This is a genomic window from Methylobacterium sp. J-001 (assembly GCF_022829565.1).
GTDB lineage: Bacteria > Pseudomonadota > Alphaproteobacteria > Rhizobiales > Beijerinckiaceae > Methylobacterium.
Genome location: NZ_JAKSYN010000115.1, coordinates 131,741 through 157,319, shown reverse-complemented (window position 1 = coordinate 157,319; position 25,579 = coordinate 131,741). Strand labels below are relative to the sequence as shown.

Annotated in this window: 28 protein-coding genes; 16 read left to right on the top strand and 12 right to left on the bottom strand. The window is 68.8% G+C overall.

Annotation, left to right across the window (positions count from 1 at the left end):
• Positions 1–17: 17 nt before the first annotated feature.
• The gene (locus tag MKK65_RS13205) at positions 18–1,295 is read left to right on the top strand and encodes a porin (RefSeq protein ID WP_058191325.1); all 1,278 of its coding nucleotides are present in this window, start codon (positions 18–20) and stop codon (positions 1,293–1,295) included.
• A 295-nt stretch (positions 1,296–1,590) separates the two neighbouring features.
• The gene (locus MKK65_RS13200) at positions 1,591–1,908 is read left to right on the top strand and encodes a hypothetical protein (RefSeq protein WP_058191326.1); all 318 of its coding nucleotides are present in this window, start codon (positions 1,591–1,593) and stop codon (positions 1,906–1,908) included.
• A 149-nt stretch (positions 1,909–2,057) separates the two neighbouring features.
• On the opposite strand, the gene MKK65_RS13195 is transcribed toward MKK65_RS13200, so the two are convergent.
• Positions 2,058–2,624, bottom strand: coding sequence for a GNAT family N-acetyltransferase (locus MKK65_RS13195; RefSeq protein ID WP_243958153.1), 567 nt, complete (start codon positions 2,622–2,624; stop codon positions 2,058–2,060).
• Between the two features lie 190 nt (positions 2,625–2,814).
• Here MKK65_RS13195 and MKK65_RS13190 point away from each other — a divergent pair, with 190 nt between their 5' ends.
• Positions 2,815–4,293, top strand: a complete 1,479-nt coding sequence (locus MKK65_RS13190; protein ID WP_243958152.1) for a peptidoglycan DD-metalloendopeptidase family protein — start codon at positions 2,815–2,817, stop codon at positions 4,291–4,293.
• Between the two features lie 82 nt (positions 4,294–4,375).
• Here the strand turns inward: MKK65_RS13190 and MKK65_RS13185 are convergent, their stop codons facing one another.
• On the bottom strand, positions 4,376–4,768 hold the full coding sequence (locus MKK65_RS13185; RefSeq protein WP_243958151.1) for a YidB family protein: 393 nt from the start codon (positions 4,766–4,768) through the stop codon (positions 4,376–4,378).
• Positions 4,769–4,893: 125 nt separating this feature from the next.
• Here MKK65_RS13185 and MKK65_RS13180 point away from each other — a divergent pair, with 125 nt between their 5' ends.
• The 6 genes from MKK65_RS13180 (at position 4,894) to MKK65_RS13155 (ending at position 10,359) form a co-directional block, all read left to right on the top strand.
• Complete coding sequence (locus tag MKK65_RS13180; protein WP_243958150.1) at positions 4,894–5,778, top strand: alpha/beta fold hydrolase; 885 nt, start codon at positions 4,894–4,896, stop codon at positions 5,776–5,778.
• Between the two features lie 120 nt (positions 5,779–5,898).
• A complete protein-coding gene (gene yajC, locus MKK65_RS13175) occupies positions 5,899–6,234 on the top strand; it encodes a preprotein translocase subunit YajC (protein WP_243958149.1) in 336 nt (111 codons plus the stop codon).
• A 57-nt stretch (positions 6,235–6,291) separates the two neighbouring features.
• Positions 6,292–7,896: a protein translocase subunit SecD gene (secD, locus tag MKK65_RS13170; protein ID WP_243958148.1), complete on the top strand. Its 1,605-nt coding sequence runs from the start codon at positions 6,292–6,294 to the stop codon at positions 7,894–7,896.
• 233 nt (positions 7,897–8,129) lie between these two features.
• On the top strand, positions 8,130–9,071 hold the full coding sequence (gene secF, locus MKK65_RS13165) for a protein translocase subunit SecF (protein ID WP_058191332.1): 942 nt from the start codon (positions 8,130–8,132) through the stop codon (positions 9,069–9,071).
• Between the two features lie 11 nt (positions 9,072–9,082).
• On the top strand, positions 9,083–9,481 hold the full coding sequence (locus MKK65_RS13160; protein WP_243958146.1) for an Mth938-like domain-containing protein: 399 nt from the start codon (positions 9,083–9,085) through the stop codon (positions 9,479–9,481).
• Positions 9,481–10,359, top strand: coding sequence for a phytoene/squalene synthase family protein (locus MKK65_RS13155; protein ID WP_243958144.1), 879 nt, complete (start codon positions 9,481–9,483; stop codon positions 10,357–10,359). The genes MKK65_RS13160 and MKK65_RS13155 overlap by 1 nt, the downstream gene beginning before the upstream one ends.
• A gap of 134 nt (positions 10,360–10,493) precedes the next feature.
• Here the strand turns inward: MKK65_RS13155 and MKK65_RS13150 are convergent, their stop codons facing one another.
• The 5 genes from MKK65_RS13150 to MKK65_RS13130 all read right to left on the bottom strand — a co-directional run bounded on the left by MKK65_RS13150 (position 10,494) and on the right by MKK65_RS13130 (position 14,275).
• Positions 10,494–11,141: a protein-L-isoaspartate O-methyltransferase family protein gene (locus MKK65_RS13150; protein ID WP_243958142.1), complete on the bottom strand. Its 648-nt coding sequence runs from the start codon at positions 11,139–11,141 to the stop codon at positions 10,494–10,496.
• On the bottom strand, positions 11,138–11,902 hold the full coding sequence (gene surE / locus MKK65_RS13145) for a 5'/3'-nucleotidase SurE (protein ID WP_243958140.1): 765 nt from the start codon (positions 11,900–11,902) through the stop codon (positions 11,138–11,140). The genes MKK65_RS13150 and surE overlap by 4 nt, the downstream gene beginning before the upstream one ends.
• Positions 11,902–13,257, bottom strand: a complete 1,356-nt coding sequence (gene serS, locus MKK65_RS13140) for a serine--tRNA ligase (RefSeq protein ID WP_243958138.1) — start codon at positions 13,255–13,257, stop codon at positions 11,902–11,904. The genes surE and serS overlap by 1 nt, the downstream gene beginning before the upstream one ends.
• A gap of 85 nt (positions 13,258–13,342) precedes the next feature.
• On the bottom strand, positions 13,343–13,708 hold the full coding sequence (locus tag MKK65_RS13135) for a YybH family protein (RefSeq protein WP_243958136.1): 366 nt from the start codon (positions 13,706–13,708) through the stop codon (positions 13,343–13,345).
• A gap of 123 nt (positions 13,709–13,831) precedes the next feature.
• On the bottom strand, positions 13,832–14,275 hold the full coding sequence (locus MKK65_RS13130) for an OsmC family protein (protein ID WP_243958134.1): 444 nt from the start codon (positions 14,273–14,275) through the stop codon (positions 13,832–13,834).
• 152 nt (positions 14,276–14,427) lie between these two features.
• Between MKK65_RS13130 and MKK65_RS13125 the strand changes: the two genes are divergently transcribed.
• Positions 14,428–15,294 carry an ATP-binding protein gene (locus tag MKK65_RS13125; protein WP_243958132.1) on the top strand — a complete coding sequence of 289 codons (867 nt, stop codon included), beginning with the start codon at positions 14,428–14,430 and terminating at the stop codon, positions 15,292–15,294.
• 142 nt (positions 15,295–15,436) lie between these two features.
• On the opposite strand, the gene MKK65_RS13120 is transcribed toward MKK65_RS13125, so the two are convergent.
• From MKK65_RS13120 to MKK65_RS13105, 4 genes are all read right to left on the bottom strand, one after another.
• The gene (locus tag MKK65_RS13120; RefSeq protein ID WP_243958130.1) at positions 15,437–16,270 is read right to left on the bottom strand and encodes a TonB-dependent receptor; all 834 of its coding nucleotides are present in this window, start codon (positions 16,268–16,270) and stop codon (positions 15,437–15,439) included.
• Entirely contained in the window at positions 16,246–17,631 is a 1,386-nt protein-coding gene (locus MKK65_RS13115; protein ID WP_243958128.1) for a TonB-dependent receptor, read from the bottom strand. Before MKK65_RS13115 ends, MKK65_RS13120 begins: the two co-directional genes overlap by 25 nt.
• A gap of 459 nt (positions 17,632–18,090) precedes the next feature.
• Complete coding sequence (dut, locus tag MKK65_RS13110; protein WP_243958126.1) at positions 18,091–18,561, bottom strand: dUTP diphosphatase; 471 nt, start codon at positions 18,559–18,561, stop codon at positions 18,091–18,093.
• On the bottom strand, positions 18,558–19,439 hold the full coding sequence (locus MKK65_RS13105) for an HpcH/HpaI aldolase/citrate lyase family protein (RefSeq protein WP_243958125.1): 882 nt from the start codon (positions 19,437–19,439) through the stop codon (positions 18,558–18,560). Before MKK65_RS13105 ends, dut begins: the two co-directional genes overlap by 4 nt.
• A gap of 118 nt (positions 19,440–19,557) precedes the next feature.
• On the opposite strand from MKK65_RS13105, the gene MKK65_RS13100 reads away from it, so the two are divergent.
• The 3 genes from MKK65_RS13100 (at position 19,558) to MKK65_RS13090 (ending at position 21,616) form a co-directional block, all read left to right on the top strand.
• Positions 19,558–20,301: a DUF429 domain-containing protein gene (locus MKK65_RS13100; protein WP_243958213.1), complete on the top strand. Its 744-nt coding sequence runs from the start codon at positions 19,558–19,560 to the stop codon at positions 20,299–20,301.
• 91 nt (positions 20,302–20,392) lie between these two features.
• Entirely contained in the window at positions 20,393–20,908 is a 516-nt protein-coding gene (locus tag MKK65_RS13095; protein WP_243958124.1) for an NUDIX hydrolase, read from the top strand.
• A 45-nt stretch (positions 20,909–20,953) separates the two neighbouring features.
• The gene (locus MKK65_RS13090) at positions 20,954–21,616 is read left to right on the top strand and encodes a carbonic anhydrase (protein WP_058191447.1); all 663 of its coding nucleotides are present in this window, start codon (positions 20,954–20,956) and stop codon (positions 21,614–21,616) included.
• A 322-nt stretch (positions 21,617–21,938) separates the two neighbouring features.
• Here MKK65_RS13090 and MKK65_RS13085 read toward each other — a convergent pair whose 3' ends face one another.
• Entirely contained in the window at positions 21,939–22,643 is a 705-nt protein-coding gene (locus tag MKK65_RS13085; protein WP_243958123.1) for a DUF4142 domain-containing protein, read from the bottom strand.
• A gap of 210 nt (positions 22,644–22,853) precedes the next feature.
• On the opposite strand from MKK65_RS13085, the gene MKK65_RS13080 reads away from it, so the two are divergent.
• The 3 genes from MKK65_RS13080 to MKK65_RS13070 all read left to right on the top strand — a co-directional run bounded on the left by MKK65_RS13080 (position 22,854) and on the right by MKK65_RS13070 (position 25,560).
• A complete protein-coding gene (locus MKK65_RS13080) occupies positions 22,854–24,002 on the top strand; it encodes an acyltransferase family protein (protein WP_243958122.1) in 1,149 nt (382 codons plus the stop codon).
• Positions 24,003–24,029: 27 nt separating this feature from the next.
• Positions 24,030–24,893: a universal stress protein gene (locus MKK65_RS13075; protein WP_058191346.1), complete on the top strand. Its 864-nt coding sequence runs from the start codon at positions 24,030–24,032 to the stop codon at positions 24,891–24,893.
• Positions 24,894–24,966: 73 nt separating this feature from the next.
• The gene (locus MKK65_RS13070) at positions 24,967–25,560 is read left to right on the top strand and encodes a hypothetical protein (protein WP_243958121.1); all 594 of its coding nucleotides are present in this window, start codon (positions 24,967–24,969) and stop codon (positions 25,558–25,560) included.
• The last annotated feature ends 19 nt before the right edge of the window (positions 25,561–25,579 follow it).

Sequence of the window (25,579 nt, the reverse complement as noted above, 5' to 3'; positions counted from 1 at the left end):
CAACGAGCTGCGAAATCATGCTGAAGCGATCCACCCTGGCCGGCTTGGCCACCGTGCTGCTCACCTCGACCAGCATTCTCGCGGCCGATCTTGCAGCCCCGGCACCGGTTCCCGTCGCGCCTCCGGCCGAGCCCTGCAAGGCCACGCTGCTGGGCCCGGCCTACGCCGGCGTGATCAAGGCCAACCCGAACCCGACCTGCTTCTCGGCCGGTCCGCTGGGTGACCTCTATGTCGGCGGTGCCGTCACCGGCTACGCCTACACCCAGACCAACCCGTTCGCCTCGTTCTCGACGCCGGCCGCCCCCAACGACCGGGATCGGGCTGCGCGGGTCGACTTCTCGAACCTCCAGGGCATCATCCAGAAGCCCGAGGGCGCGTTCCAGTTCTACATCCAGGCCGGTGGCTACTCGATCCCGCAGCTCGGTTTCCCGACCCTCGGGACGTTCACACAGACCGACCTGCTGTTCGGACCGGTGCCCGTCGCCTACGGCAAGATCCAGATCAACGATGAATGGTCGATCCAGGGCGGTCGGATGTTCACCCTGATCGGCACCGAGCTGCTGTTCACCTACCAGAACCTGAACATCAACCGCGGCCTCCTGTTCGTGCAGGAGAACTTCATCAACCAAGGTGTGCAGGTCAATTACAGCAGCGGCCCGCTCTCGGTCTCGCTCGCCGGCACCGACGGGTTCTTCTCCAACGAGATCACCTGGTTCACCGGCAACGTCGCCTACAAGCTCGACGACTTTAACACGATCGGCGTCAACGGCGGCCTCAACGTCGGGCGCACCAATGCCCTCGACCGCAGCGCGCGCTACCAGTTCGCCACGCCGAACGCGCAGCAGAACAGCGGCATCTTCAACATCAACTACACTTACGCGAACGGTCCGTGGATCATCTCGCCGTACTTCCAGTTCACCAACGTCGAGCGTGATCTGCGGGTCGGGATCGGCAACACCGCCTCGACCTATGGCGGCGCCCTGCTGGCGGCCTACTCCTTCACCGACAACTTCTCGCTGGCCGGCCGCGTCGAATACACCGAGCAGACCGGCGTGCGGGGCTCCGGCGGGACGAACCTGCTCGGCTTCGGCGCCGGCAGCAACGCCTTCTCGGTCACCGTCACGCCGACCTTCACGTTCGACCGCTACTTCTTCCGGGTCGAATACGCCCACGTTGAGCTCGGCGGCATCACCCGCGGGAATCTGGCCGAGGGCACGCTGGGTACCGGCTTCGGCCGCACCGGCAACCGCACCTCGCAGGACCGCTACATGGTCGAGACCGGCATCACCTTCTGAGCCGATTCTCCAGGCCGGCCCTCGGGCCGGCTCTTCCAACAACCCTCGGGCGTGAGCCCGGGGGTTTTTTCGTGCGCGCGGAAAAGCCGTATTCATCGCGGAGGATTTGTTTTCTATCGTCATGATCCATGAAATTTAATATATAAGCTCCCTATATCGGCATAGGTGGGATTTTTTCTATCGTATTTTGTAGTATCAAATATGTGACTCGTGACATGAAAAACTTGCGCCTCCGGCCTCGTATCACGTATTGTTCTTTGCCCGTCGTTCGTGGGCAGGTCGAGGACATCTGGAAATGCCGGTGATCAAGGTTTTGTCGGACACGTTGCGGAGCGTTGCCGCACCCGGCATGTCGCCGAAGGCGTTGCGCGCCGCCGTCCGGGAAAAGCATCCCGATGCGTCCAAGAAAGATATCGTGCGGGCAGCCTTCTATGCCTTGATCGAGGAACAATCGCAGGACCCGTCCTGCCTGGCCGAGCTGCACGGTTTTGCCCTCGTCGAGCGCGTCTCCGAGGATGAGCGGACCATCAAGGTTGAGGGCCACAAGAAGAAGCGCCGGGTCGCCAAGACGGCCGAGGCTGCGACCGCCGAATTGGCCGAAGCGCTGAATTAGCGCTCGTTCCCAGGGCGTAGCGCTTGGGACAAGCGCTCGGATTCTGATTCCCCCGCTCCCTGACGCCGTGCCGTCATCGACGTGGACGGTCAGCGCCTCAAAGGCGGTCGCGGCCGTCCTGCGCCGCGGAGAATCGGGATCGGTCCCGATCAGCCCCGTTGGAGCAGGCGTCGCCCGGGACGATGCCCCTCCTCCCCGGTGTCGCGGAAACCGAGCTTCTGCAGGAGGCCCCAGGAGGCGACGTTGCCGGGGCGGCATTCCGCAACGATGATGCGCGCCGGGAAACGCCGTGCGAGCAGCGCGACGATTGCCGAGACCGCCTCGAAGGCGAAGCCGCGCCCGCGTGCCGCGCCCCCGACCCAGTAGCCGATCTCGATCGCGCCGGGGCCGCGCAGATGGGTGCCCACCACGCCGACGAGGTTCGGCCCGACGGACTCGTGGGATGCCGCCTCACGGGCCTCCGACGCGTCCGTGTGGCGCATCCAGGCCCCGAGGAAGCGGTCCTGGCCGCGGGTGCCGCTGCGGATCAGGTCTTCGGCATCGCGTACCGTGAAGGGGGCCGGCAGGAAATCGACCGCCGCGGTGATCGCCGGATCGTCGGTGATCCGGCGCAAATCCTGGGCATCGTCGGGCCCCAGCGCCGCGATCGACAGGCGGGCGGTCTCGATCCCGGGCAGGTCGGCGAGGCTGTCGCGGGTGGCGCGGATGGTAAACATCTCTGCGATGTGGGGTGCCGGCCGTGCCGGAAAAGGCACGGTTGTGCCCCCCGATTTCATCCCGCGCAGGCTTCGACGATCCGTGTGGCACAGCGCGGGGCGGTCACGGATAAGCTGGACGGGAACGGTTGCTTAACCTGAATCCGTCTTCATTGCGGCATCAAGTTGCGTCAGGCAAACGGGTGTGTCGATGCGGGTGCGCGGTACGGGTCGAGGGTTACGGACGCTGTCACGCGTCGCCCTCATCGGCATCATTGGTGGCGGTGCCGCCGCCTGTTCCTCGGACGCATCGCGCCTGAGCAACCCATTTTCCAACCCCTTCTCGTCGGAGCCTGCCGCCACCGGCAGCCTGCCGGAGGGCAGCCTCAAGCCGGCGCCGGCGATCCGCACCGGCCGGATCCAGTCCGAGGCGCTCGGCGCCCCCGGTGCGGCCCCGCGCCCGGCGGCCACGGCGATCCCGGCCCCGACCCCTGCGGCCGCGCCGGCCACCCGCGTCGCCTCCACCGGCGCCCCCGGCTGGAGCGCACAGGGTGGCACCCAGATCACGGTGTCGAAGAACGACAGCCTGAACCAGATGTCGACGCGCTTCGGGGTCCCCGCCTCCGCGATCCTGTCGGCCAACGGCCTGTCCAATGCCAGCCAGATCACCCCCGGCCGGCAGATCGTCATCCCGGTCTACAACGCCTCCGGAATGAACCCGGCCGCGGCCCCGATGACCGCGCGTCCGGCCCGGGCCGTCGAGGAGAAGCGTGAGGACGCCCGGCAGATCGAAGCGAAGGTTCCCTCCAAGCGCGAGGACGCCAAGGAGGCGGCCAAGCGTGAGGAGGCCAAGCGCGAAGAGGCCAAGCGCGAAGACGCCAAGCGGGCCGCCGCCGAGAAGGAGGCGGACCGCAAGGAGGCGCTCGCCCGGGATACCGCTGCCCGCAAGGTCGCGGATGAGAAATTCCGCAAGGAGGCTTCCCTGAAGGAGGCTCCCCTGAAGGAGGCCGACAAGAAGAAGCACGTCCGCCCGGGCCAGGCCGCCAAGGCGGATGAGAAGAAGGCCGATCCGAAGGCGGACGCGAAGGCCAAGGCCGAGGCGAAGGCGATGGAAGCCAAGGCCGAGGCCAAGGCGGCCGCGAAGGCCGAGGCCACCCAGAAGCTCGCCGAGGCCAAGGCCGCCAAGGAAGCGGCCCAGAAGGCCGCCGCCGCGGAGAAGCCCGAGAAGGTCGCCGCCAAGGAGGCGCCGAAGCCGGTCGCCGCGGCCGCGCCGGCCAAGCCCGAGCCCGCCGCCACCGGTTCCGTCGCCGATGCGACCCCGTCGGAGAGCTTCCGCTGGCCCGCCAAGGGCCGGGTGATCTCGGGCTACGGCACCTCGGGCAACGAGGGCATCAACATCGCGGTGCCGGAAGGCACGCCGGTGAAGGCCGCCGAGGAGGGCACCGTCGCCTATGCCGGCTCGGACGTGAAGGGGTACGGCAAGCTGGTGCTGGTGCGCCACGCCAACGGCTTCGTCTCGGCCTACGCCCATAACGGCGAGATCGACGTGAAGCCCGGCGACAAGGTCAAGCGCGGCCAGACCATCGCCAAGTCCGGCGCCTCCGGCAACGTGACCTCGCCGCAGCTGCACTTCGAGATCCGCAAGGGCGGCTCGCCCGTGGACCCGATGTCCCAGCTCGCCAGCAACTGAGACGGCGCGACGACACCTTAGGCGGCGGTCCCGAGAGGGGCCGCCGTTTTTGTTGGCGCCGCGCGACCGAGGCTCAGTGCCCTCAGCGCACCTGCGTGCTGAAATTCGGCTGGGGCTTCAGCTTGCCGTCCTTGCTCTGGGCTGCGACCGCCGCAGGCAGGAACTCGGCGAGGGCCGTCGGCACCCGCCCGGCGGGCAGGTTGAGGTCGTAGGCCAGCCGCTCGGTGACCGCCTCCGGCAGGCAGCCGGCAATGGCAGCGGCCGGGATGGGGCGGTTCTCACCGGACCCGATCCAGGACTCGACAGCGTCGCCGTGGCCGGCCTCGCGCAGGCGATCCAGGAAGGCGACCAGTCCGCCGGGATAGAATTTCGCCAGCGCCAACGCGAGCTTGCCGCTGCCGGCGTTCACGACCGCCCGGTCGGCTGCCGCGACCACGTCGCCGATCAGGGTCTTCACACCGTCGAGCAGGCCCATCGCGTCGTGTCTCCTGGTTCCGTCACCGCGCCCAAGGTCGGGCGTATCGGCCCGGCGGCAAGAGCGCATGCGGAAATTGCGCGGGGAATCGGTTAGGGTGCCGGATGCAGGGGGGGGAGCGTTCCGTGAAACGCGTGCTGGCCGGTGTTCTCGACGTCGCCTACCGGGAAGTCGGTCCTCCGGACGGGACGCCGGCGGTGCTGCTCCACGGCTTCCCGTACGACATCCACGCCTATGACGCGGCGGCCGAGCGCCTGGCCGGATCCGGGGTGCGCTGCCTGATCCCGTATCTGCGGGGCTACGGGCCGACCCGGTTCCGTGATCCCGCCACCCCACGCTCCGGCGAGCAGGCGGCCCTCGGTTCCGACCTCCTGGCCTTCCTGGACGCGCTCGGGATCGAGCGGGCGGTGCTCGCCGGCTACGATTGGGGCGGCCGGGCGGCCTGCGTGGTCGCGGCCCTCTGGCCGGATCGGGCCGCCGGGCTGGTCAGCTGCGGCGTGGGCTACAACATTCAGAATATCCAGGCCTCCGGCAAACCGGCCGCGCCGGATGTCGAGCACAGGTTGTGGTACCAGTATTATCTCCACGGCGAGCGCGGTCGCGCCGGCCTGGCAGCCAACCGCTCGGAATTCTGCGCGTTGTTGTGGCGGCTGTGGTCGCCGACCTGGCGGTTCACCGAAGAGATGTACGCCCGGACCGCCCGATCCTTCGAAGAGAACCCGGATTTCGTGGACGTGGTGGTCCACTCCTACCGCCATCGCTTCGGCCTGGTCTCCGGCGATCCGACGCTCGTCGCGATCGAGGCCCGGCTGGCATGCCAGCCGCCGATCACGGTACCGTCGGTGGTCCTGCTCGGCGCCGACGACGGCGTCGGCCCACCGCCGGCGACCGATACCGACGCGGCGCATTTCACCGGGCCCTACCGGCGCGCCGTCGTCTCGGGGGTCGGACACAACTTTCCCCAGGAGGCACCGGACACCTTCGCGGAGGCTGTGCTCGGCCTGCTGTGAGGGCCTGAGCAGGGGGCGTTGCTTTCGGGAAGCCCCTGGCTATAGTCCGCGCGCTTTCAGACAGGTCTGCGGACGCCGCAATCGGCGGCAGGCCTGCGTGCCAATCGCAGGAGACGCTCGTTGATCACCCCCGCCTTCGCGCAAGGGGCCGCTACGGCCGCTGGCGGAGCGGAGATCGCCTTTCAGGTGATCCCGTTCGTCCTGATCTTCGTGATCATGTATTTCCTGATCCTGCGACCGCAGCAGAAACGGGTCAAGGACCACCAGGCGCTGATCAAGGCGGTGCGCCGGGACGACACGATCGTCACCAATGGCGGCCTCGTCGGTCGCGTGACGAAGTCCGTGGACGACCAGCCGGAGATCGAGGTCGAGATCGCCCCGAACGTCCGCGTCCGGGTCGTGCGGACGATGATCTCCGAGGTCCGCGCCAAGGGCGGACCGGCCAAGGCCGCCTGACACCTTTCATGAAGCGGCCGGCGTAAGTCGCCGGCTTGACAGAGAAAACACCGGCCGATGCTGCGCTTCTCCCGTGCGAAGATCATCACGACCCTCGCGGCGATCCTGATCGGCTTGATGCTCGCGGTGCCGAGCTTCTTCACGCCCGAGCAGCGCAAGGGCTTCGTGGCGAGCCTGCCGTCCTGGTTCCCGACCTGGATCGTCCCGACCCGGGGCATCGTACTCGGCCTCGACCTCCAGGGCGGCTCGCAGCTGCTGCTGGAGGTCGACCAGAACGAGCTGATTGCCTCCCAGGCCAAGGCCCTGCGGGACGACGTGCGCCGCACGCTGCAACAGGAGAACGTCCGCGCCGACGGCGGTATCGGCCTGCTTCAGCGCGGCGTCCAAGTGAAGGTCGCGGACGATGCGGCCCGAGCCAAGGTCCTGCCGAAGCTGCAGGACTTGTCGCTGCCGATCACCACGTCGATCGGCCAGACCGCCGCCCGCACCCTCGATATCACTGAGCAGCCCGGTGGCGTGATCCGCCTGACACTCACCGACGCCGGCATCACCGACCGCACCCGCCGGGCGGTCAGCCAAGGCATCGAGGTCATCCGGCGCCGGCTCGATTCCACCGGCACCACCGAGCCCTCGATCCAGCAGCAGGGCGCCGACCGGATCCTGATCCAGGTCCCGGGCGAGCAGAACCCGGAGCGGCTGGAGAAGCTGCTGGGCTCCACCGCCAAGCTCGAGTTCCGCATGCTCGCCGACAGCCCCTCGGGCGACGTCGACATGCTGCCCTCCAAGGACGAGAAGGGCGCCAAGGTCCCGGTCGAGCGCCGGGTCATGGCCGATGGCGGCGAGCTGACCGACGCCCAGCCGGCCTTCGACCAGCAGTCGCACGAGCCGATGGTCAGCTTCAAATTCAACCTGCGCGGCGCCCAGCGCTTTGGCCAGGCGACCTCGGAGAATGTCGGCCGGCGCATGGCGATCGTGCTCGACAATGAGGTGGTCTCGGCTCCCGTGATCCGCTCGGCGATCACCGGCGGCTCGGGCCAGATCACCGGCAACTTCACGGTTCAGCAGGCCAACGACCTGTCAGTCCTGCTCCGGGCCGGCGCCTTGCCGGCGAAGTTCACCGTGGTCGAGCGCCGCGTCGTCGGCCCTGGCCTCGGCCGGGACTCGATCCAGGCCGGCAAGCTCGCGACCCTGGTGGCGGCGGGCCTCGTGGTCTGCTTCATGTTCGCCACCTACGGCACCTTCGGGTTCATCGCCAACATCGCCCTGATGGTCCATGTCGGGCTGATCCTGGGCCTGATGTCGGTGCTCGAGGCGACCATGACCCTGCCGGGCATCGCCGGCATCGTGCTCACTATCGGCACGGCGGTGGATTCCAACGTGCTGATCTACGAGCGCATGCGCGAGGAGAGCCATGCCGGCCGCTCGCTGATCTCCGCGCTCCAGGCCGGCTTCGACCGCGCCTTCGCGACGATCATCGACTCGAACTCGACCATGGCGATCGCCGCGCTGATCCTGTTCTTCCTTGGCTCCGGGCCGGTGAAGGGGTTTGCCGTGGTGTTCATCCTTGGCATCCTGACCACCGTCATCACCGCCGTGACGCTGACCCGGATGATGATCGCGGTGTGGTATAAGACGTTCAGGCCGAAGGCCCTGCCGTTCTGAGGCTTCAAATCTTCCGAGGAGGTTGGCCGGGCGATCCGACACAGACCTGTCATCCCGGGGCCGCGCAGCGGAGCCTGGGATCCAGAGCCGCCAACGGCGCCCGATCCTGCCGCCACCGCGCGTCTGGATTCCGGGCTCACCTACGGCGCCCCGGAATGACGGAGCGAGCGGGAAGAACCCGCGTCGATCATCCGGCGCCCCCGCGCGCCCGATACGCGAACCGAGACGAAAAAATGCGCCTGCTCCGCCTCTGGCCCGATGAATCGCATTTCGACTTCATGCGCTTCCGGCGGCTGACCTTTCCGCTCTCGGCGGTTCTGTCGCTCGTCACCGTAGTGCTGTTCCTCACCATCGGGCTGAACTTCGGCATCGACTTCAAGGGCGGCACCCTGGTCGAGCTGCAGGCCAAGTCCGGCACCGCCGACGTGGCCGCGATCCGGCACACCGCGGTGGGCTTCGGCTTCGGCGAGCCGGAGGTGCAGGAACTTGGCAACCAGGGCACCGTGCTGGTGCGCCTACCGCTCCAGCCCGGCGAGCAGGGCCAGACCGCCGTGATGAACAAGGCGCATGCCGCCTTCGACGCTGATTACGATTTCCGCCGCACCGAGACCGTCGGCCCGCGCGTGTCGGGCGAGCTGGTCCAGTCCGGCACGCTCGGCGTCGTGCTGTCGGTGGTCGCGGTGCTGCTCTACCTCTGGTTCCGGTTCGAGCGGGAGCTGGCGCTCGGCGCCATCGTCGGTACGCTCCACGACATCGTCCTGACGGTGGGCGTGTTCATCATCACCCGCATCGAGTTCAATATGACCTCTATCGCCGCGATCCTGACCATCGTCGGCTACTCGCTCAACGAGACCGTCGTGGTGTTCGACCGGACCCGCGAGCTGATGCGGCGCTACAAGACCATCCCCACGGTCGACCTGCTGAACCTGTCGATCAACTCGACCATGTCGCGCACCGTGATGACCTCGATCTCGTCGGGCCTGTCGCTCCTGGCGCTGGTCCTGTTCGGCGGCGAGGCGATCAAGGGCTTTGCCATCGTGATGCTCTGCGGCGTCGTGATCTGCACCTACTCGGCGATCTTCGTCTCGACTCCGGTGTTGATCTATCTGGGGCTGATGCTCTCGGGCGCCCGGGCGGCGGCCGAGCGCTCCGGCGTCCCGCAACCCGCCGAGTAATTTTTGACGCGATGGCCGAGCCGGCGAGTCCGAAAAACTTTGACTCCGGCTTCGTGCCGGGGCGCCACATCATCGACACCTATGGCAATGGCGGCTTCCGCTTTGCCGGGATGTCGCATCGCGGCTCGCTCCTGCTTCTGCCCTCGGGCGTGCGCGCCTGGGACGTGACCTCTCCGAAGGCGATCGACCGGACCGCGTTGCGGCCGGTCCAGGCCGAGGCGGCGGGGATCGAGTTGCTTCTGGTCGGCACCGGCCTCGACATCGCGGCCATCGACCCGTCCCTGCGCGGCTGGCTTAAGGATGCCGGCGTTGGCCTCGACGTGATGCAGACCGGGGCGGCGGCCCGCACTTACAACATCCTGGTGGCCGAGAACCGCAAGGTTGCGGCCGCCCTGATCGTGGTCGATTGATGCCGGAGGTCGACGACAAGCCTGCCGAGACCGGCCTGCCCTTCGCGCAGGCCCATTGCGAGCAATTGGCCCGGGAGGGCGACCCCGACCGCTACTATGCGACCCTGTTCGCCCCGGCCGCCGCCCGGCCGCACCTCTTCGCGCTCTATGCCTTCAGCCTGACCATCGCGCGGGTGCGCGAGGCCGCCTCGAACCCGATGGCCGGCGAAATCCGCCTGCAATGGTGGCGCGATGCGCTCCAGGGCGAGGCAAGGGGCGATGTCCGAGCCAACCCGGTGGCCGCGGCCCTCGAAGAGGCGATCCGCGTCAACCGCCTCCTGCGCCAGCCCTTCGTGGACCTGATCGACGCCCGGGTGTTCGACCTCTACGAGGACCCGATGCCCCGGGTGAACGACCTGGAGGGCTATTGCGGCGAGACCGCCTCCGCCCTGTTCCGGCTGGCGAGCCTGGTGATCGGCAACGGCACCGAGCCCGGCGGCGCGGGCGCTGCCGGCCATGCCGGCGTGGCCTACGGCCTCACCGGCCTGCTGCGCGCCCTGCCCTGGCACGCCCGCTCCGGCCAGGTTTACCTGCCCGCCGATGTGCTCGCCCGCTACGGCGTCACCCGCGAGGACATCACCAGCGGCCGCGGCGGCCCCGGCCTGCGCCGGGCCTGCGCCGACCTGCGTGACCTCGCCCGGACCCATCTCAAGGCCTTCGAGGCTGCCCGCCCGACTATCGCGCCGCTCGCAGGCACGGCGTTCCTGCCGGTGGCCCTGGTCGAGCCCTACCTCGCGACGATGGAGCGGGCGAGCTACGACCCGCTCAACACGATCATCGACCTGCCGCGCTGGCGCAGGCTGTGGCGGCTGTGGCGGGCGTCGCGACGGATTGGGTGAACACCTTCGAGCGAACGACCCTCACCGTCATTGCGAGCGCAGCGAAGCGACCCAGGGAAACGCTACCGTTCTGAGATCGCGCGCTGCCCTAGGTTGCTTCGCTACGCTCGCAATGACGGCGTAGAACGGGAACGTCACAGCACCCGCGCCAACCCGGGCACCAGCGCCGCCAAACGCGTTGGCGGGCCGAGTTCCGGTTCGGCCTCCGGGCTCGACAGGGTCGCGATCCGGCAGCGGCCATCTGGGCTCAGGCCGGTCACCAGGCGGCCCCCCGGTTCGAGGGCGGCGCGCCAGTGCGGCGGGATGGCCTCGACGCTGCCGTGGACCAGGATCCGGTCGAAGCCGCCATCCGGCAGCTCCGGGGCGAGGCCATTGGCCTGGACCACGTGGATTTCGGATTGGTCGGAGAGCCGTACAGCGGCCTCGCGGGCGAGCGTCGCATAGCGCTCCAGGCTCAGGACAGCGCCGGCCCCGAGCTTCGCTAGGAGCGCCGTCGTATAGCCCGAGCCGGTGCCGATCTCCAAAACCCGGTGGCCAGGCTCGACCCGCAGGAGCGCCAGCATCTGCGCCACCAGGGTCGGCGCGGTCATCGAGGCGCCGCAGGGCAGCGGCAGGGCGATGTCCCGCCGGGCCTGGGCGCGATGGGCCGCGGGGGCGAAGGGTTCCCGCGGGACCTGCTCCATGGCCCTCAGGATCGCGGTGTCCCGCATCCCCCGGCCCCGGAGCGCCATGACGAAGGCCGCGTTGCCGGCAGCCTCCTCAAGGCCGCCCAGGTCGATCACGCCGCGAAGGCCTGCGCGAAGCGGGTCAGGGTCGGCTCGTCCGTGAGGTCGAGGCGCAGGGGCGTCACGGAAATCCGCTTCTCCGCGATCGCCTTGAGGTCCGAGCCGTGGCCCGGCTCGAATCGGGCCTTGGCGAAGGCCAGCCAGAAATACGGATTGCCGCGCCCGTCCACCCGGGCGTCGATCGAGAGCAGCGCCTGGTTGCGGAAACCCTGCGCCGCCACCGCGACGCCCTGCACTTCCGCCGGCTCGCAATCCGGGAAGTTCACGTTGATCAGGATGCCGGGCTCGATCCCGGTCTCCAGGATCTTACGGACGACCTTCGGGCCGTGCTCGCGGGCGCAATCCCATTTGAGCGCGCTGCGGCCGCCGGCCCCGTAGGCCTGGCTCAGGGCGATCGAGCGGATGCCGAGGATCGTGCCTTCCATGGCGGCCGCGATCGTGCCCGAATAGGTCACGTCCTCGGCGACGTTCTGGCCGCGGTTGACCCCCGACAGGATCAGGTCCGGCCCGTGATCGCCCAGGATGTGGCGCACGCCCAGGATCACGCAATCGGAGGGCGTGCCCTTCACCGCGAAGCGCTGCTCCGAGACCTGCCGCAGGCGCAGCGGGTCGTTGAGCGAGAGCGAGTGCGAGACGCCGGATTGGTCGCTCTCCGGCGCCACGACCCACACGTCGTCCGACAGCTCCCGGGCAATCTCCTCCAGGGTGGCGAGCCCCGGCGCGTGGATGCCGTCGTCGTTGGTGACTAGGATGCGCATCAGCGGGCCCCTTCGATCCGGTTGAGCCCGCCCATATAGGGGTGGAGCACCGACGGGATCGTGATGCTCCCGTCCGGGTTCTGATAGTTCTCCATCACGGCGATCAGGGCGCGGCCGACCGCGACGCCTGAGCCATTCAGCGTATGGACATAGGCCGGCTTGCCGTCCTTGCCCCGGTAGCGCGCGTTCATCCGTCGGGCCTGGAACTCACCGCAGACGGAACACGAAGAAATCTCTCGGTGGGTGCGCTGGCCCGGCACCCAGACCTCGATGTCGTAGGTTTTCTGAGAGGCGAAGCCCATGTCGCCGGTGCAGAGCGTCATCACCCGGTAGGGCAGATCGAGTTTCTTGAGGACCGCCTCCGCGCAGGTGAGCATGCGCTCGTGCTCGTTGTCGGACTCGTCCGGCGTGGTGATCGAGACCATCTCGACCTTGTTGAACTGGTGCTGGCGCAGCATGCCCCGCGTATCCCGCCCCGCCGCCCCGGCCTCGGCCCGGAAGCAGGGCGTGAGCGCGGTGAAGCGCAGGGGCAGTTCTTCTTCGCGCAGGATGGATTCGCGCACGAGGTTGGTCAGCGGTACCTCCGCGGTCGGGACAAGCCAGAAATGCTCGTCGCTGACCGGTGCGGCGTCTTCTGCGGTCTGATCCGACTGGCGCTGCAGCGCCTTGACGTAATCCAAGCCCTTGAAGACCGAGAATTGATCGTCCTCGAACTTCGGCAGCTGCGCCGTGCCGAACATGGCCGCATCCCGCACCAGCACCGGCGGCGCGACCTCCAGATACCCGTGCTCCTGCGTGTGCAGGTCGAGCATGAACTGGCCGAGCGCCCGCTCCAGCCGGGCGAGCTGGCCCTTCAGCACCACGAAGCGCGAGCCGGAGAGCTTGGCGGCGGAGTCGAAATCCATCAGCCCGCAGGCCTCGCCGAGCTCGAAATGCTCCTTCCCCTCGGTCAGGCGCTCCCGGGTCGAGGCGTGGCTGCGGTAGAGGACGTTGCCGTGCTCGTCGGCGCCGTCCGGCACGTCAGGCTTCGGGCGATTCGGGATCGCGGCGAGCTTATCGGCTAGTGCCCTGTCGGCCTCACCTTCCGCCGCCTTTAGGGCCGGCTCGGCGGCCTTGAGGGCGGCGACCTCCGCCATCAGGGCCGCGGCGCGGGCCTCGTCCTTGGCCTTCTTGGCGCCGCCGATCTCCTTGGCCAGCGCGTTGCGCCGCTCCTGGTTGGCCTGGGCCGCCGAGACGGACGATTTCCGCGCCTCGTCGAGGGCGATCAGCTCGGCCGAGAGCGGCGCGAGGCCACGGCGGGCGAGGTCGCGGTCGAAGGCGTCCGGGTTGTCCCGGATGGCTCGGATGTCGTGCATCGTGTCGGCTCGGATCGGCGCGCAGGCTCGGGGCGCGCGGCCCCCGCTTTGCCGCATCGCGTCCGGTGGGACAAGCGCGGCACGGCTACTCCCTCGGCGGCGCGATCTTCAACTGGTCGATCGCCCAGAGCCAGGTCCCGTCCGGCTGCGCCCGGGCGACCTCCACCGAGAGCGCGCCGTTGGGCAACCGGGCGAAGGTGAGGGCGAGATCGCCGTTGCACACGGGCTCCAGCGTCTCGGGAGCCGGGAACTCGGATTTGCGCCCGAGCAGGTTGGCGTAGAAGGCCCGGATTTCGTCATGCCCGGTGGCGACCACACGCCCGACCGCCAGCACCGCCCCCGGCTCGTAGAGCGCCACCAGCCCCTCGACATCGCCGGCATTGGCGCGTTGGTTGAAGAGTTCGGCCAGCGCCGCCGGCTCGGTTGCAGCGTCCCGGTTGTCTTGGGCCATGCGTCGCTCCTGTGAAGGCTAGGGGGGTAACGGTTTCGGGGCGAAGGGCGGATCATCCCGTCCGCAGAAACGAGGCGCGGCGGTCTTCGCCCGCGGGACATTCGGGATCCGGCCTGGGGCCGGTCATGCGAGTCGCCGCCCGCCGCCATCCTCCACCGAGACGGCGACCGGGATCCCGGCCTTCACGCTCTCCGAGACCGTGCAGAAGCGCTGGAACTGGTCGAGCACCCGGTCGATCCGCGGCATCGCGTCGGATTCCGCGCCAAGAAGGATGCGCACGTCGATCCCGGTGATCCGCAGCCGGCCTTCCGGATTGCGCGTGACCCGGCAGGCGGCCTCTGCAGCGACGCCCTGGGCGTCCTGCCGGAACTTGCCCAGGGCGAAGACCAGGCTGGCGCACAGGCAGTTCGCCACCCCGGCGATCAGCATTTGCTCCGGGACCGGACCGGTGCCGCCGCCGATCGGGGGCGCCTCGTCGGTGAGGAGGCCGGGCAGGGCGGCGCCGAAATCGACCGTAAAGACGTAAGCGCCGACCTGGGTGATCCGGATCGTCGGTCCCGCTTCCATCGGCGCCCTCCCCGGCTTCTTGAAGGAGCCAACGCTCGATCACGAGGCGTGTTCGGCCCCGGGCCGATGCAATCGTCGGCCGGATGATTTTCGGAGCCGAACGCCGTAGTACGGTTGCTCCTCCGACCCGGCAGCCAACCCCCCCCGATCCGATGACGAGCCTCGAGACCCTGATGCCGCTCCTGGAGCGGATCGCCACCGCGCTGGAGCGGGCCGCCCCGCCCGCCCCGCCGGCCTTCGACCCGAACGCCGCCGACGCCTTCCTGTGGGGACCCGAGCGGCGGCTCACCCCGGTGCCCCAGGTGGCCCGGGTGGAGATCGGCCTGCTCACCGGCATCGATCGGGCCCGCGACACCCTGATCGAGAACACCGAGCGCTTCGCCCGCGGCCTGCCGGCCAACAACGCCCTGCTCTGGGGCGCCCGCGGCATGGGCAAGTCCTCGCTGGTCAAGGCGGCCCATGCCGAAATCAACGCCCGCCGGCCCGAGGGCGCGCTGCCGATGAAGCTGGTGGAGATCCACCGGGAGGATATCGAGGCCCTGCCCGACCTGATGGCGCTGCTGCGGCCCGATCCGCATCGCTGGCTGGTCTATTGCGACGACCTGTCCTTCGACGGCGACGACACCTCGTACAAGTCGCTCAAAACCGCGCTGGACGGCGGCATCGAGGGCCGGCCGGGCAACGTCCTGTTCTACGCCACCTCCAACCGCCGGCACCTGCTTGCCCGCGACATGGTCGAGAACGAGCGCTCCACGGCGATCAATCCCGGCGAGGCCGTGGAGGAGAAGGTCTCCCTCTCGGACCGGTTCGGTCTCTGGCTCGGCTTCCACAAATGCAGCCAGGACGAGTTTCTGGCGATGATCCGCGCCTATGCGGAGCGCTACAGCCTCGACCTGCCGCCCGAGCGCCTGCGCGCCGAGGCGCTGGAATGGGCCACCACCCGCGGCTCCCGCTCCGGCCGCACCGCCTTCCAGTTCATCCAGGATCTCGCCGGGCGGATGGGGAAGGTGCTGGATTGAGACGCTCCGGCGCCTGAAGCATCCGGCCCGCGCTCGCCCCCGTCATTGCTAGCGGAGCGAAGCAACCCAGGGCTACGCACCCTCCTGGGATCGCGCGCTGCGCTGGGTCGCTCCGCTCCGCTCGCGATGACGGCTTGGCATCTCAAAAGTCGATGGAAGCCGACAGCCACAGAGTGCGCGGGGCGCCCAGGATGAGGGCGCCGTTCGGGTTGGCGATCCAGTAGTGGTTGTCGGTGACGTTGCTCATCGTCGCGCGCAGCGTGACCGGCTTGTCCTGCACGAGCGTCGCGTAGCGCAGGCCGAGATCCAGGGTCGTCCAGTCTGGGATCTTCGAGAAGGGCAGGTTGGTGAACGTCGTGCCGGCATAGGACGCGCCGGTATAGACCACTGTGGCGATCGCCGTGAGGCCACGCAGGACCGGCGTGTCCCATTCGAGGCCCGTGGTGGCCTGGAAGCGCGGTGCGCCGGTTGCGGGATTGCCGTCGTAGAGGCCGCCCCGGGTCCGGCGCCAGCGGGCGTCGAGCAGGGTCGCGCCGACGATGACGCGCAGGTCGGGCACGATCTCGCCGAAGATCGTCCCCTCGAAGCCGCGATTCCGCTGCGTGCCGCCGACGCCGAAGACATTGGTCACGGGATCGACGTTCCCGGCCGGCTGGGTGATCTGGAAGGCGGCCAGCGTCGCCCCAAAAGTCTTGAAGTCGAGCTTCGCGCCGATCTCGTATTGCCGCGACCGGGCCGGCGGGAAGGTCTGCGTGGAGTTGATCGCGGAGCCGGGCGCCTTCAGCGCCGTCAGGCCCTGAACCGCGTTGGCGTAGACCGACAGCACCTCGGTGGGCCGTACCACCAGGCCGAAGGCCGGGGTCGTCGCGCTCTTGTCGTAGGTGTTGCTCAGGAGGCCCGTGACCGGGGCGTAGGTGCCGAGCTCAATCTCCTGCCGGCGGGCGCCCACCATCAGCTCGACCAGCCCGTCGGCCACCACATCGTGTCGGCCACGGCGTAGCTCGTCATCCGGTCGTAGCTCGCCCGGCCCCGGGGGAATGCAGATTTCGGTTGCCCCGGCCAGGCCAGGCGGACAGGCGCGTAGAGGTTGGAGTCATAGTCCGGGTAGGTGATCTGACCGAGCGTCAGATCCTGGTCGAGATACGTCGCGGTGAACACGGCCTCGTGCTTGATCCAACCCGTCTCGAAGCGCGCCCGGGCCCCCGCCTCGCCCGACAGCGTCGACGTGTCGCCGGTCTGGAAAATCGAGTTCACTTTGGTCCGCCCGGTCCAGTCCAGGAGGGTGAAGGCAGGATTCTCTTGCTTGTCGTAGATGAACCGGTTGCCGCCGAGCGCCGCGAACAGCGTGATGTCCGAGGTCAGGTCGAATTCCGCCCGCCCCAGAGTGGTGAGGCTGTCGGAACGGGAGAAATCGAAGTTCTGGGACATGTTCCGGCGCGGGTCGGGCGCCCGGGGGATACGCAGGCCCGGCACCGGATTGCCGCCGCGGGTCTGGGCGTCATAGGCGTCGTGCTGATAGATGACGTCGAGGAACAGGCGGAGGCGGTCGCCGTCATAGTCGAGGGCCAGCGAGCCGACGCCGTTGCGCTGGGCGGTGCGGTCGATCGGCGTGGCGCCGCCCAAACCTGCGCCGTTGATCCGCACGCCGATCTGCTTCGTGTCGCCGTAGCGCCGCGCCACGTCGATCTCTGCGCCGCCCCGCGTCGTGGAGGCGTAATCGACGGTCGCCCGATTGAGCGGCTCGTCGCCCGCGCGCTTGGTGACGACGTTCACCGTGCCGGCGACGCTGCCGAAGATTGAGGCCCCGAACAGGAACGCCGCCGGACCCTTGAGCACCTCGATCCGTTCGAGAGGGGCCGGATTGATCCGGTAATCCGGCACGAGGCCGTACAGGCCGTTCAGGGCGAACTCGCGGTTGTCGACTCGGAAGCCGCGGATCGTCAGCGCGTCGTAGCGGTTGCCGCTGCCGATCGAGGCACGAACCGATGGATCCGTGCGCGTCAGGACATCGCCGACGCTGACCGCTTGGAGGTCGCGGATCGTCTTCTCGGTGTAGCTCGCCGTGCTGAACGGCGTCTGCATGTAATCCCGGTTGCCGAGGATCCCGAGCCGGCTGCCGCGGGCGACCTGGCCACCGGGAAAAGCCTTCGGCAGGCCGCCCGCCTCCCCCTGCCCCACCCGGCCCGCTGTCGGATTGTGCGATTCGACCGAGAGCGTTTCGAGTTGGACCGAGGTTATTTCAGGGTGGATCGAGTTTTCCTGCGCCGTCGCGGCGTGGTTCGCCGTGAGGAGAAGCGTTGCCAGGGGTGCAATATGGCGGATGTATATGCTGGGCATGAAAAAGCGAGCGCCGATCCAGTCGCGAAACCATGTCGGCGATCGATTCCTCTGTCCGAACAGCGGACCGGAGTGGGAATCAACATTGCACCAACAGATCGCCGCTAGCAGTGGCAAGATGTTGGATCAAGAAATTAAACCTAGATTTTATCGATTGTAATTTGTCGAACAAAGATACTATTTGAATATTTTTCATAACTCTGTGGTATAGATTTGTTGATGCCGTGAATTTTCAATATGCGTTGCCTTAAAAGCGTTGATATCCAATCTTTTGCTTTGTCCAAGGTTGTCGGAGCGCAGCGTAGCTCTCGAAGGATCCCTGCACCCGGCTGCACGGGTCCTGGAGAAATCCCTTCGAGGTCCGCTTCGCGGGCGCTTCAGAATGACGTTGTTGTATGGACTCGCCGGGTATTGCGGAGGGCGGCGGGGATTTGGATATCCGGCGCTGCTGCGCGGGGCCTACCGCCCGCTCGATCCAAACCCGCCCGCACCCCGGCCGGAGCCAGACCCGGGCTCGTCTTCCAGCATGGTCAAGACCGGCCGGGTCACGCGTGTAAAAACCAGCTGCGCGATCCGGTCCCCGGGCTCGACCCGGATCGGATTCGCGGCGTCACGGTTCCAGGCCGAGACCATCAGAGGGCCTTCGTAATCCGCATCGATCACGCCGGTCCCGTTGCCGAGCACGAGGCCGTCGCGATGGCCGCGGCCGGAGCGGGGGAAGATCAGGCCGCACCAGTCGGGGTTGCGGATCAGCACGCTGAAGCCGGCCGGGATCAGGGCCGGCGCGCTCCCGGGCGACAGGACCAGTGGCTCGTCCAGGCAGGCATGCAGGTCGAGGCCGGCGGCAGCCGCCGAGCCCCAGCGCGGAAACCCCCAGCCCCGCAGCCGTGGGTCGAGGATGCGCAGGCCGACTTCCGGCAGCAGGCTCACGCGCCGAACCGCGCGATCACCTCGGCCACGGTCAAGATGCGCCGGGCGGCTTCGACATGCAGGCGCTCGACCATGCGCCCGTCCAACGCGATGACGCCCTGGGCCTGATTCTCCGGCGCGTCGAAGGCCGCCACCACCCGGCGCGCTTCGGCAATGTCCGCCTCGTCCGGTCCAAAGGCGGCGTTGGCCGGGCCGATCTGGCTCGGATGGATCAGCATCTTGCCATCAAAACCGAGATCGCGACCTTCGGCGCATTCCGCCTCGAAACCGGCACCATCCCGCAGGTCGGTGAAGACGCCGTCGATCGCCTCGATCTCGTAGGCCCGGGCTGCGGCCAGGACCTGCATCAGCCAGGGGCGCAGGGCTGCCCGCCCCGGGGGGCGGATCCGGGCCGCGGTCACGAGGTCGTTGGGGCCAATCACCAGGGCCGCGAGCCGTCCATCGACGTCCCGGGCGGCGCCGGCGATCTCGGCGGCGTTGACCACCGCCATCGGGGTCTCGATCATCGCCCAGATGCGGGTCGCAGGGGGAGCCTCTAGCCGGCGCAGGCGTGAGCCTACGGCGATCAGCGCGTCGGAGCTGCGCACCTTCGGCACCAGGATCGCGTCGGCCCCGGCCCCGGCCAAAGCCGCGAGGTCGGCCTCGCCGGCCTCGGTTTCGGGCGGGTTGATCCGCACCACGACCTCGCGCGGGCCGAAGCCCCGTGCCGAGACTACGGCAGCCACCGCGGCGCGGGCCGCTTCCTTACGCTCCGGGGCGACGCCGTCCTCCAAGTCGATCAGAATCACGTCGTCGGGGAGCGTGCGCGCCTTCTCGAGGGCACGGGCATTCGAGCCGGGCATGGCCAGCACGCTGCGGCGGGGACGGATCTCGCTCATCACGCTTCTCCCGGGCCGGCGGAACACCCTCCAGATCGCCGATAGCTTTCCGCCGCGTCCCGGGCAAGAACGCATCGTGGGGCAAGACGATGCGTTCACGATCGATTGCGGGGGCGGGATGGCGCGCTGGGTCGCGGGGCTCGACGGCTGCCGGGGGGCCTGGGCGGGGGCGCTCCTCGACCTCGACGATCCGGAGCGGCACCGCTGTGCCCTGTTTGCCGACGTGGCGAGCCTGCTCGATGCGCCGGAGCAGCCGCTGATCGTCGGCATCGACATGCCGATCGGGCTGCCGGACCGGATCCTTGGGGGTGGCCGGGGCGCCGACCGGGCCGCCCGGGCCCGGCTCGGACCCGCCCGATCCTCGGTCTTCCCGATGCCGCCCCGCACGGCTGTCTACGCGCCCGATTACGATTCCGCGAAGGCCGCCTCGCGGGCGGCCAGCGAGCCGCCCTTCGCGCCCTCGATCCAGGGCTACAATATCTTCCGCTCCGTTCGCGCCGTGGACACGCTCCTGCGGGCGCGGCCAGAGCTGCTGTCGCGGGTCCACGAGGTCCATCCGGAAGTCGCGTTCCACGCCCTCAACGGCGGCCGCCCCCTTGGTCTGCCGAAGAAGGGTGTTCGGGCTCGAGAGGGCTTGGCCCTGCGCCGGACTCTGCTTGACGCGGCCGGCCTTCCGGCTGCCCTCCTCGACGCCCGGGTGAAGGGGGTGCCAGCCGACGACCACCTCGACGCCCTGGCCGCCCTGGTGGTGGCCCGGGACATCCTCGATGGATGCGCTGTGCCGTTGCCGGACTCGCCGGAGCGAGATGCGTATGGCCTGCCCGTGGTGATCTGGGCACCCGCCGTGCGGGAGTGCCGATGAACCCCCTCGAAGCCGGGCCGTGGCGCTGAATTCTGCTGGATCACGCCGACGACCGGTGTGCGTTCGGACCGTTGCGCTCTAGCTCAGTCCCATGAGCGCCCCGCATCCCCTCCCGATCCGCCATGTCGCCCGGGCGATCGTTCTCGATCCGCAGGATCGGATCCTGCTGATCGCCTACGCGTCGGTCCATGCGAAGGGGCCGGACGGCGAGCCGCTGCAGTTCTGGTTCATGCCGGGGGGCGGGCTGGAACCGGGTGAGGACCACGTCACCGCCTGTCGGCGGGAACTGGGCGAGGAGATCGGCCGCGACGATGTCGCGATCGGCCCGCAGGTCGCGGCTTGCGACGGCCCGTTTCACCTCTTCCGCCAGTCACGGGACGCCCGCGAGCGCTACTTCCTGGTCCGCCTGCCCGACGACCGGGTCGATACCAGCCGTCTCGCCGAGACCGAGGACAACCCGGTGATCGGGACCCGCTGGTGGCCGCTCGCCGCGTTGCGGGGCAGCAGTGAGCGCGTCGAGCCGGCGGGTCTTGCCGATCTCGCGATCGATCTTGCCGCAGGGACTATTCCGACCCGGCCGCGCGTTCTGACTTGGCACGATCAGTGATCCCGATCTCGCATGTGCGAGATCATCGAACCCGATGGAGATTGCATGTTCCCTGAATTCCTGACCGAGGGCTACCGCGCGTTCCTGGCCGACCGGTTCCCGACCGAGCGCCGACGCTTCGCGCAGCTCGCCCAGAGCCAGGAGCCCCAGATCCTGGTGATCAGCTGCTGCGACAGTCGCGTGGCTCCCGAGGCTATCTTCGACGCCGGCCCCGGCGAGCTGTTCGTGATCCGCAACGTAGCCAACATCGTGCCGACCTACGAGCCGGACGGCGCCTATCACGGCACCTCGGCGGCCATCGAGTTCGCGGTCCAGGCTCTGGAGGTGAAGCACATCGTCGTGCTCGGCCACGCCACCTGCGGCGGCATCAAGGCCTTCGCCAACAAGGCTGCGCCGCTCTCGAGCAGCAACTTCATCGGCAAGTGGGTCTCGCTCGTGGCGCCTGCCGAGGCGAAGGCAGGCGATTCGAGCGCACCGGACTACCTGACCCGGATGGAGCACGCCATGGTCAGCCAGAGCATGGAAAACCTCTTGAGCTTCCCGTTCATCAAGGAGCGGGTCGAGGGGGGGCGGCTCAACATCCACGGCGCGCATTTCGGCGTGGCCAACGGTGTGCTGCTGGTGCGTGATTCCGAGACCGGGGACTTCCATCCGGCGGTGGACCAAGCCGGCCGGAAGGTTCTGCCAACCGCAGTCGCTTGCGATTGAAGAACTGCGTCACGGCAAGGCGCCGGGCCCGATCGCGATTTGGAAGGGCCCGGCCCATAGGACGGTTTGACCGGTAAAGGCTCCGTCGGGCGGCGTAGCCGCGCGCGGGATCCCCAGGCCTCCTGCTCTTCCTGTGGGGCTGGGCGATCGTAGATCGCTCGGCCTCGAAGAACGCTCCCGTTATCTTGGCGATCCCTGGAGAGCCCTTTCGAGGCCCGTCGACGCACTCATCAACGTCTTCGGGATCAGACAAAAAAGGCGGCGGGCCTGCGCCCACCGCCTCGCGCTGTGCCGCCCGGCCGAGGCCGGGCGATCCAACAAATTACATGGCGCCCGGCAGACGCTGGGCGTTGTCGTAATGCATCTGCAGGGTCGGGAGTGCCTGCTGGGCGTAGTTGCGCAGGGCCGGGCTCGGGCCACCCTGGGCATAGGCCTGGGTCATGGCGATCGTCATCTGATGCGCCTGGATCTGCTGGTTCGCATAGAGACGGTCAAAACGCGGGCCGGCCGGGGTGGACGACAGCTCGGCGAGCATCGCCTGCTGCTCGGGGCTTGGCGGGACAACCGTGGACGCGCCGGTCGCCATGGCATCGCCGCGGCCGAGGCGGCTGCCTGCCTGCGCACCGTTGGCTGCACCGGTACCGGCGCCCTGGAGACCGCCGACAGGACCGCCCGCCAGGGTGCCGCCGACCACGCCAGTCGCCGCGCCGACGCCGGCACCGACAGCGCCGCCCGCCACTGCAAGCGGGGCGGTCACGAGGCCGCCGAGGCCTTCGTCGCGCGCCGCCATGTAATTGTTCTCGCCGCCGGCCAGGGCAACGTTGGCAGCGCGGTGGTCACGGATCGCCTCTTGGGCGTAGGACCGGATCTTCGGATTGCGCGACTTCGACAGCGCGATCTGCGAGGACTGGATCTCGAAGGCGTTCGCCTGCATCGACTGCAGACGGAAATCGTTGGCACCCTGCGCGAAGGCCGGGGTCGACAAGGCCAGGACGAGCGCGGACGCAGCAGCGTAGTTCTTCAGCATGGGAACCTCGAGTTCGAGTGGAGACGCGAACCGGCACACTGGGCCAGGGGCGGAAGCCTGGACCTCATCCGAGGACCAAGATCTCGCAGCCGAAACCGTGCGGCGACACGTTCGCGAATTGGTTCGACAACGGGGCTATCGGCCTATGGTTCCTGCCGTTTTTTGCTTAGGGCCGGGGATTAAGGAGACTCTACTGGTGCAATCGGCTCCGTGATCCTGATCGAAGTTCAGATCCTGCGCGCGGTCGCTGCCCTGATGGTGGTCTGGCACCACGCGCGGCACGAGGCCGAGCTGATGGCCGCACGTGGCGCGGGGCCGGCCCTCGATCCCGGTACGCTTCTGCCGTGGTGGGGCGGGGTCGACTTGTTCTTCGTGATCTCGGGCCTCGTCATCGTGCATGCGAGCGGAAGACTCTTCGGAGCGCCCGGCGGGCGGGTCCGTTTCCTGGCCCACCGGGTCGCCCGGGTGGTGCCGCTCTACTGGCTGGTGAGCCTGCTTTATCTGGCGCTCGCCCTGGCATGCCCCGACCTCCTCGGGGATGCGGCGACCCTGGTGCGGGTGCCCGGCACGATCCTGGCCGGGTTCCTGTTCTGGCCGGCGGCCAGGCCGGACGGCATCGTCCAGCCCCTCTACGGACTCGGCTGGACCCTCAATTACGAGGCGTTCTTCTACGCGTTGTTCGCCCTCGGCCTCGGCTTCGGCCGGCGCGGTGCCGTGGCCTGGCTCGCCCTGGCCCTGGTGGCGCTGGTCGCCGTAGGCGTTCTGGTGCCCAGACTGCCGGTGCCGGTCCGGTTCTGGGCGAGTCCGATCGTGCTGGAATTCTTGCTCGGCGCCGGGCTCGCCCTGGCCCACCGCGAAGGCTTCGCGCCGAAACGTGCGCTGCGCCTCGGATTGGCGATCTTGGGATGCCTCGGGCTGAGCCTGGCCGCCCGCCTGCTCGTCGGCGACGGGGCCGCCGACGGCGTCCTGCGCCCGCTGCTTGTCGGCCTGCCGGCTTGTCTGCTGGTGGCCGCCGCGCTCGGGCCGAAGCGGTCGGCAGCTCAGGTCGCGGCGCTGCCGGTGCTGATGCGCGGGCTGGTGCGTCTCGGGGACGCTTCCTACGCCCTCTACCTTGTTCATCCCTTCGCTCTGCGTCTCGGGCGCGAGGCGTTGCTTAGGGTCGGCCTAGCCCCGGCCCTGCATCCCTGGGGCAGCCTCGTCGCGATGCTCGCCCTCAGCGTCGTGGCGGGTCTGCTGGTCCATCGCTACGTCGAGGGGCCCCTGACCCGGTCGCTGCGGGCGCGTCTCGATCGCGGCGAAGCGCAAAACCGTGTGCGCGCCGCCTCAGTCCCGGTTCCCCCCGGGCACCGGGCGGATTAGCCTCACGCGGTGGAGGAGGATGCTGCGATGAAGACCTTGCTCGTTCCCGTCGCGATGCATGACGGCCTGACCTCCGTGTTCGAGACGACCCGGCTCGCGGCGTCGCGCTTCGGGAGCCTGATCGAGGGCGTGTCCCTGCGACCGGCGCTCGCCGAGTACGTTCCGGTCGACATGGTCGGCGGCATGACCTGGCTGCGCGACGAGGAGGCCGATCGGGCCGAGGCCGAGGAGGCGGGTGGCCGCTTCGTCGCTTTCATGGACGCCGCCGGCATTCCGCGGCACGCCCGCGACGGGCTCTGCATTCCCGAGAAGGTGGCCGATGCCGGACCGCGCTATCGCTGGCGGCAGGACGTGCCCACTGGCGACGCGTTCCTCGGCCAATATGCCCGGCTGTTCTCGGCCACCGTCGTCGGCCGCCCCGGGACCACTGACAACGCCCCGCGCATGACCACCTTCGAGACCGCCCTGTTCGAGGGCGGCCGCCCGATCTTGCTGGCCCCTCCGGTCGCCCCCACGACGTTGGGCGACGCCATTCTGATCGCCTGGAACGGCTCCACCGAGACCGCTCGCGCGGTGGCTTTCGCCATGCCGTTCCTGCGCCGAGCCGAGCGGGTGCTGGTTCTCAGTGTCGAGGGCGGGATGGTCCCGGGGCCGAGTGCGCAGGACCTCGCGCAGGCCCTTGCGTGTGAGGGTGTGGCAGCCTCGCACCGGGCCCTCCCGGCCGGCCGCCGCGCGCCGGGCGAGACCTTCTTGGCGGAAGCCAAGGCGTTTGGCTGCGATCTCCTGATCAAGGGCGCCTACACCCAGAGCCGCCTGCGCCAGATGATTTTCGGCGGTGTCACCAGCCATGTGCTGGCCCATGCCGACATGCCGGTTCTGCTCGCACATTGATCAGATCTGGAACCGCCGTGCGCCCCTGGCGTTCGGCCACCGCAGCCGGATCAGGATCCCCGTGACGACAGCCGTGACCCGACTCCTTCTCGCCTCCCTATTGATGGTCGCTGCCGCGGCCGCCGTACAGGCGCAACCCACCACCGCCCGGTTCCGCGGCACGGTGGAATGGGCCGAGGCCGACCGCCTCCAGATCCGCCGACCTGGCGGAAGCAGCCTCACCCTGCGGATGAACCCGCGCACCCGCGTCTTCGCGGTGACCGAGGCGGCCCTACGCAACATCAAACCCGAGAGCTACGTCAGCGTACTGGCCGGGCCTGGGGCCGAGCCCCTGCGGGCCAAGGCCGTAACGCTGTACTCGCCTTCGGAACGTGGCTTCGAAGCGGGGACCCAGCCCTGGGATACCGATCCGGGCGCAACCTTCACGGCGGGCTGGGTCGCCGATCTGAAGCGCGGCCGCCCACTTCAGCTGACTTTGGGCTATGGCGGCGGTCAAGCGAGCTTCACGGTGCCGCCTGGGACTCCGATTACTGCGATCGCACCGGGCGAGAAGGCCCTGCTCGAGCCCGGCGCGGCCGTCACCTTGTTCACCCAGTCTGGACCGGACGGCGCCCTCTCGGTCGGTACGATCGCGGTGGGCCGACAAGGGGCCGTGCCGTCATTCTGACCGGCGGGCCCCAGGTTGA

What these genes read in the sequence shown, in the direction of transcription:
- MKK65_RS13205 (WP_058191325.1), top strand. Translation starts at nt 18, where the DNA reads ATGCTGAAGCGATCCACCCTGGCCGGCTTGGCCACCGTGCTGCTCACC.
- MKK65_RS13200 (WP_058191326.1), top strand. Translation starts at nt 1,591, where the DNA reads ATGCCGGTGATCAAGGTTTTGTCGGACACGTTGCGGAGCGTTGCCGCA.
- MKK65_RS13195 (WP_243958153.1), bottom strand. Translation starts at nt 2,624, where the DNA reads ATGTTTACCATCCGCGCCACCCGCGACAGCCTCGCCGACCTGCCCGGG.
- MKK65_RS13190 (WP_243958152.1), top strand. Translation starts at nt 2,815, where the DNA reads ATGCGGGTGCGCGGTACGGGTCGAGGGTTACGGACGCTGTCACGCGTC.
- MKK65_RS13185 (WP_243958151.1), bottom strand. Translation starts at nt 4,768, where the DNA reads ATGGGCCTGCTCGACGGTGTGAAGACCCTGATCGGCGACGTGGTCGCG.
- secD (WP_243958148.1), top strand. Translation starts at nt 6,292, where the DNA reads ATGCTGCGCTTCTCCCGTGCGAAGATCATCACGACCCTCGCGGCGATC.
- secF (WP_058191332.1), top strand. Translation starts at nt 8,130, where the DNA reads ATGCGCCTGCTCCGCCTCTGGCCCGATGAATCGCATTTCGACTTCATG.
- MKK65_RS13160 (WP_243958146.1), top strand. Translation starts at nt 9,083, where the DNA reads ATGGCCGAGCCGGCGAGTCCGAAAAACTTTGACTCCGGCTTCGTGCCG.
- MKK65_RS13155 (WP_243958144.1), top strand. Translation starts at nt 9,481, where the DNA reads ATGCCGGAGGTCGACGACAAGCCTGCCGAGACCGGCCTGCCCTTCGCG.
- surE (WP_243958140.1), bottom strand. Translation starts at nt 11,902, where the DNA reads ATGCGCATCCTAGTCACCAACGACGACGGCATCCACGCGCCGGGGCTC.
- serS (WP_243958138.1), bottom strand. Translation starts at nt 13,257, where the DNA reads ATGCACGACATCCGAGCCATCCGGGACAACCCGGACGCCTTCGACCGC.
- MKK65_RS13135 (WP_243958136.1), bottom strand. Translation starts at nt 13,708, where the DNA reads ATGGCCCAAGACAACCGGGACGCTGCAACCGAGCCGGCGGCGCTGGCC.
- MKK65_RS13130 (WP_243958134.1), bottom strand. Translation starts at nt 14,275, where the DNA reads ATGGAAGCGGGACCGACGATCCGGATCACCCAGGTCGGCGCTTACGTC.
- MKK65_RS13125 (WP_243958132.1), top strand. Translation starts at nt 14,428, where the DNA reads ATGACGAGCCTCGAGACCCTGATGCCGCTCCTGGAGCGGATCGCCACC.
- MKK65_RS13115 (WP_243958128.1), bottom strand. Translation starts at nt 17,631, where the DNA reads ATGCCCAGCATATACATCCGCCATATTGCACCCCTGGCAACGCTTCTC.
- MKK65_RS13105 (WP_243958125.1), bottom strand. Translation starts at nt 19,439, where the DNA reads ATGAGCGAGATCCGTCCCCGCCGCAGCGTGCTGGCCATGCCCGGCTCG.
- MKK65_RS13100 (WP_243958213.1), top strand. Translation starts at nt 19,558, where the DNA reads ATGGCGCGCTGGGTCGCGGGGCTCGACGGCTGCCGGGGGGCCTGGGCG.
- MKK65_RS13095 (WP_243958124.1), top strand. Translation starts at nt 20,393, where the DNA reads ATGAGCGCCCCGCATCCCCTCCCGATCCGCCATGTCGCCCGGGCGATC.
- MKK65_RS13090 (WP_058191447.1), top strand. Translation starts at nt 20,954, where the DNA reads ATGTTCCCTGAATTCCTGACCGAGGGCTACCGCGCGTTCCTGGCCGAC.
- MKK65_RS13085 (WP_243958123.1), bottom strand. Translation starts at nt 22,643, where the DNA reads ATGCTGAAGAACTACGCTGCTGCGTCCGCGCTCGTCCTGGCCTTGTCG.
- MKK65_RS13075 (WP_058191346.1), top strand. Translation starts at nt 24,030, where the DNA reads ATGAAGACCTTGCTCGTTCCCGTCGCGATGCATGACGGCCTGACCTCC.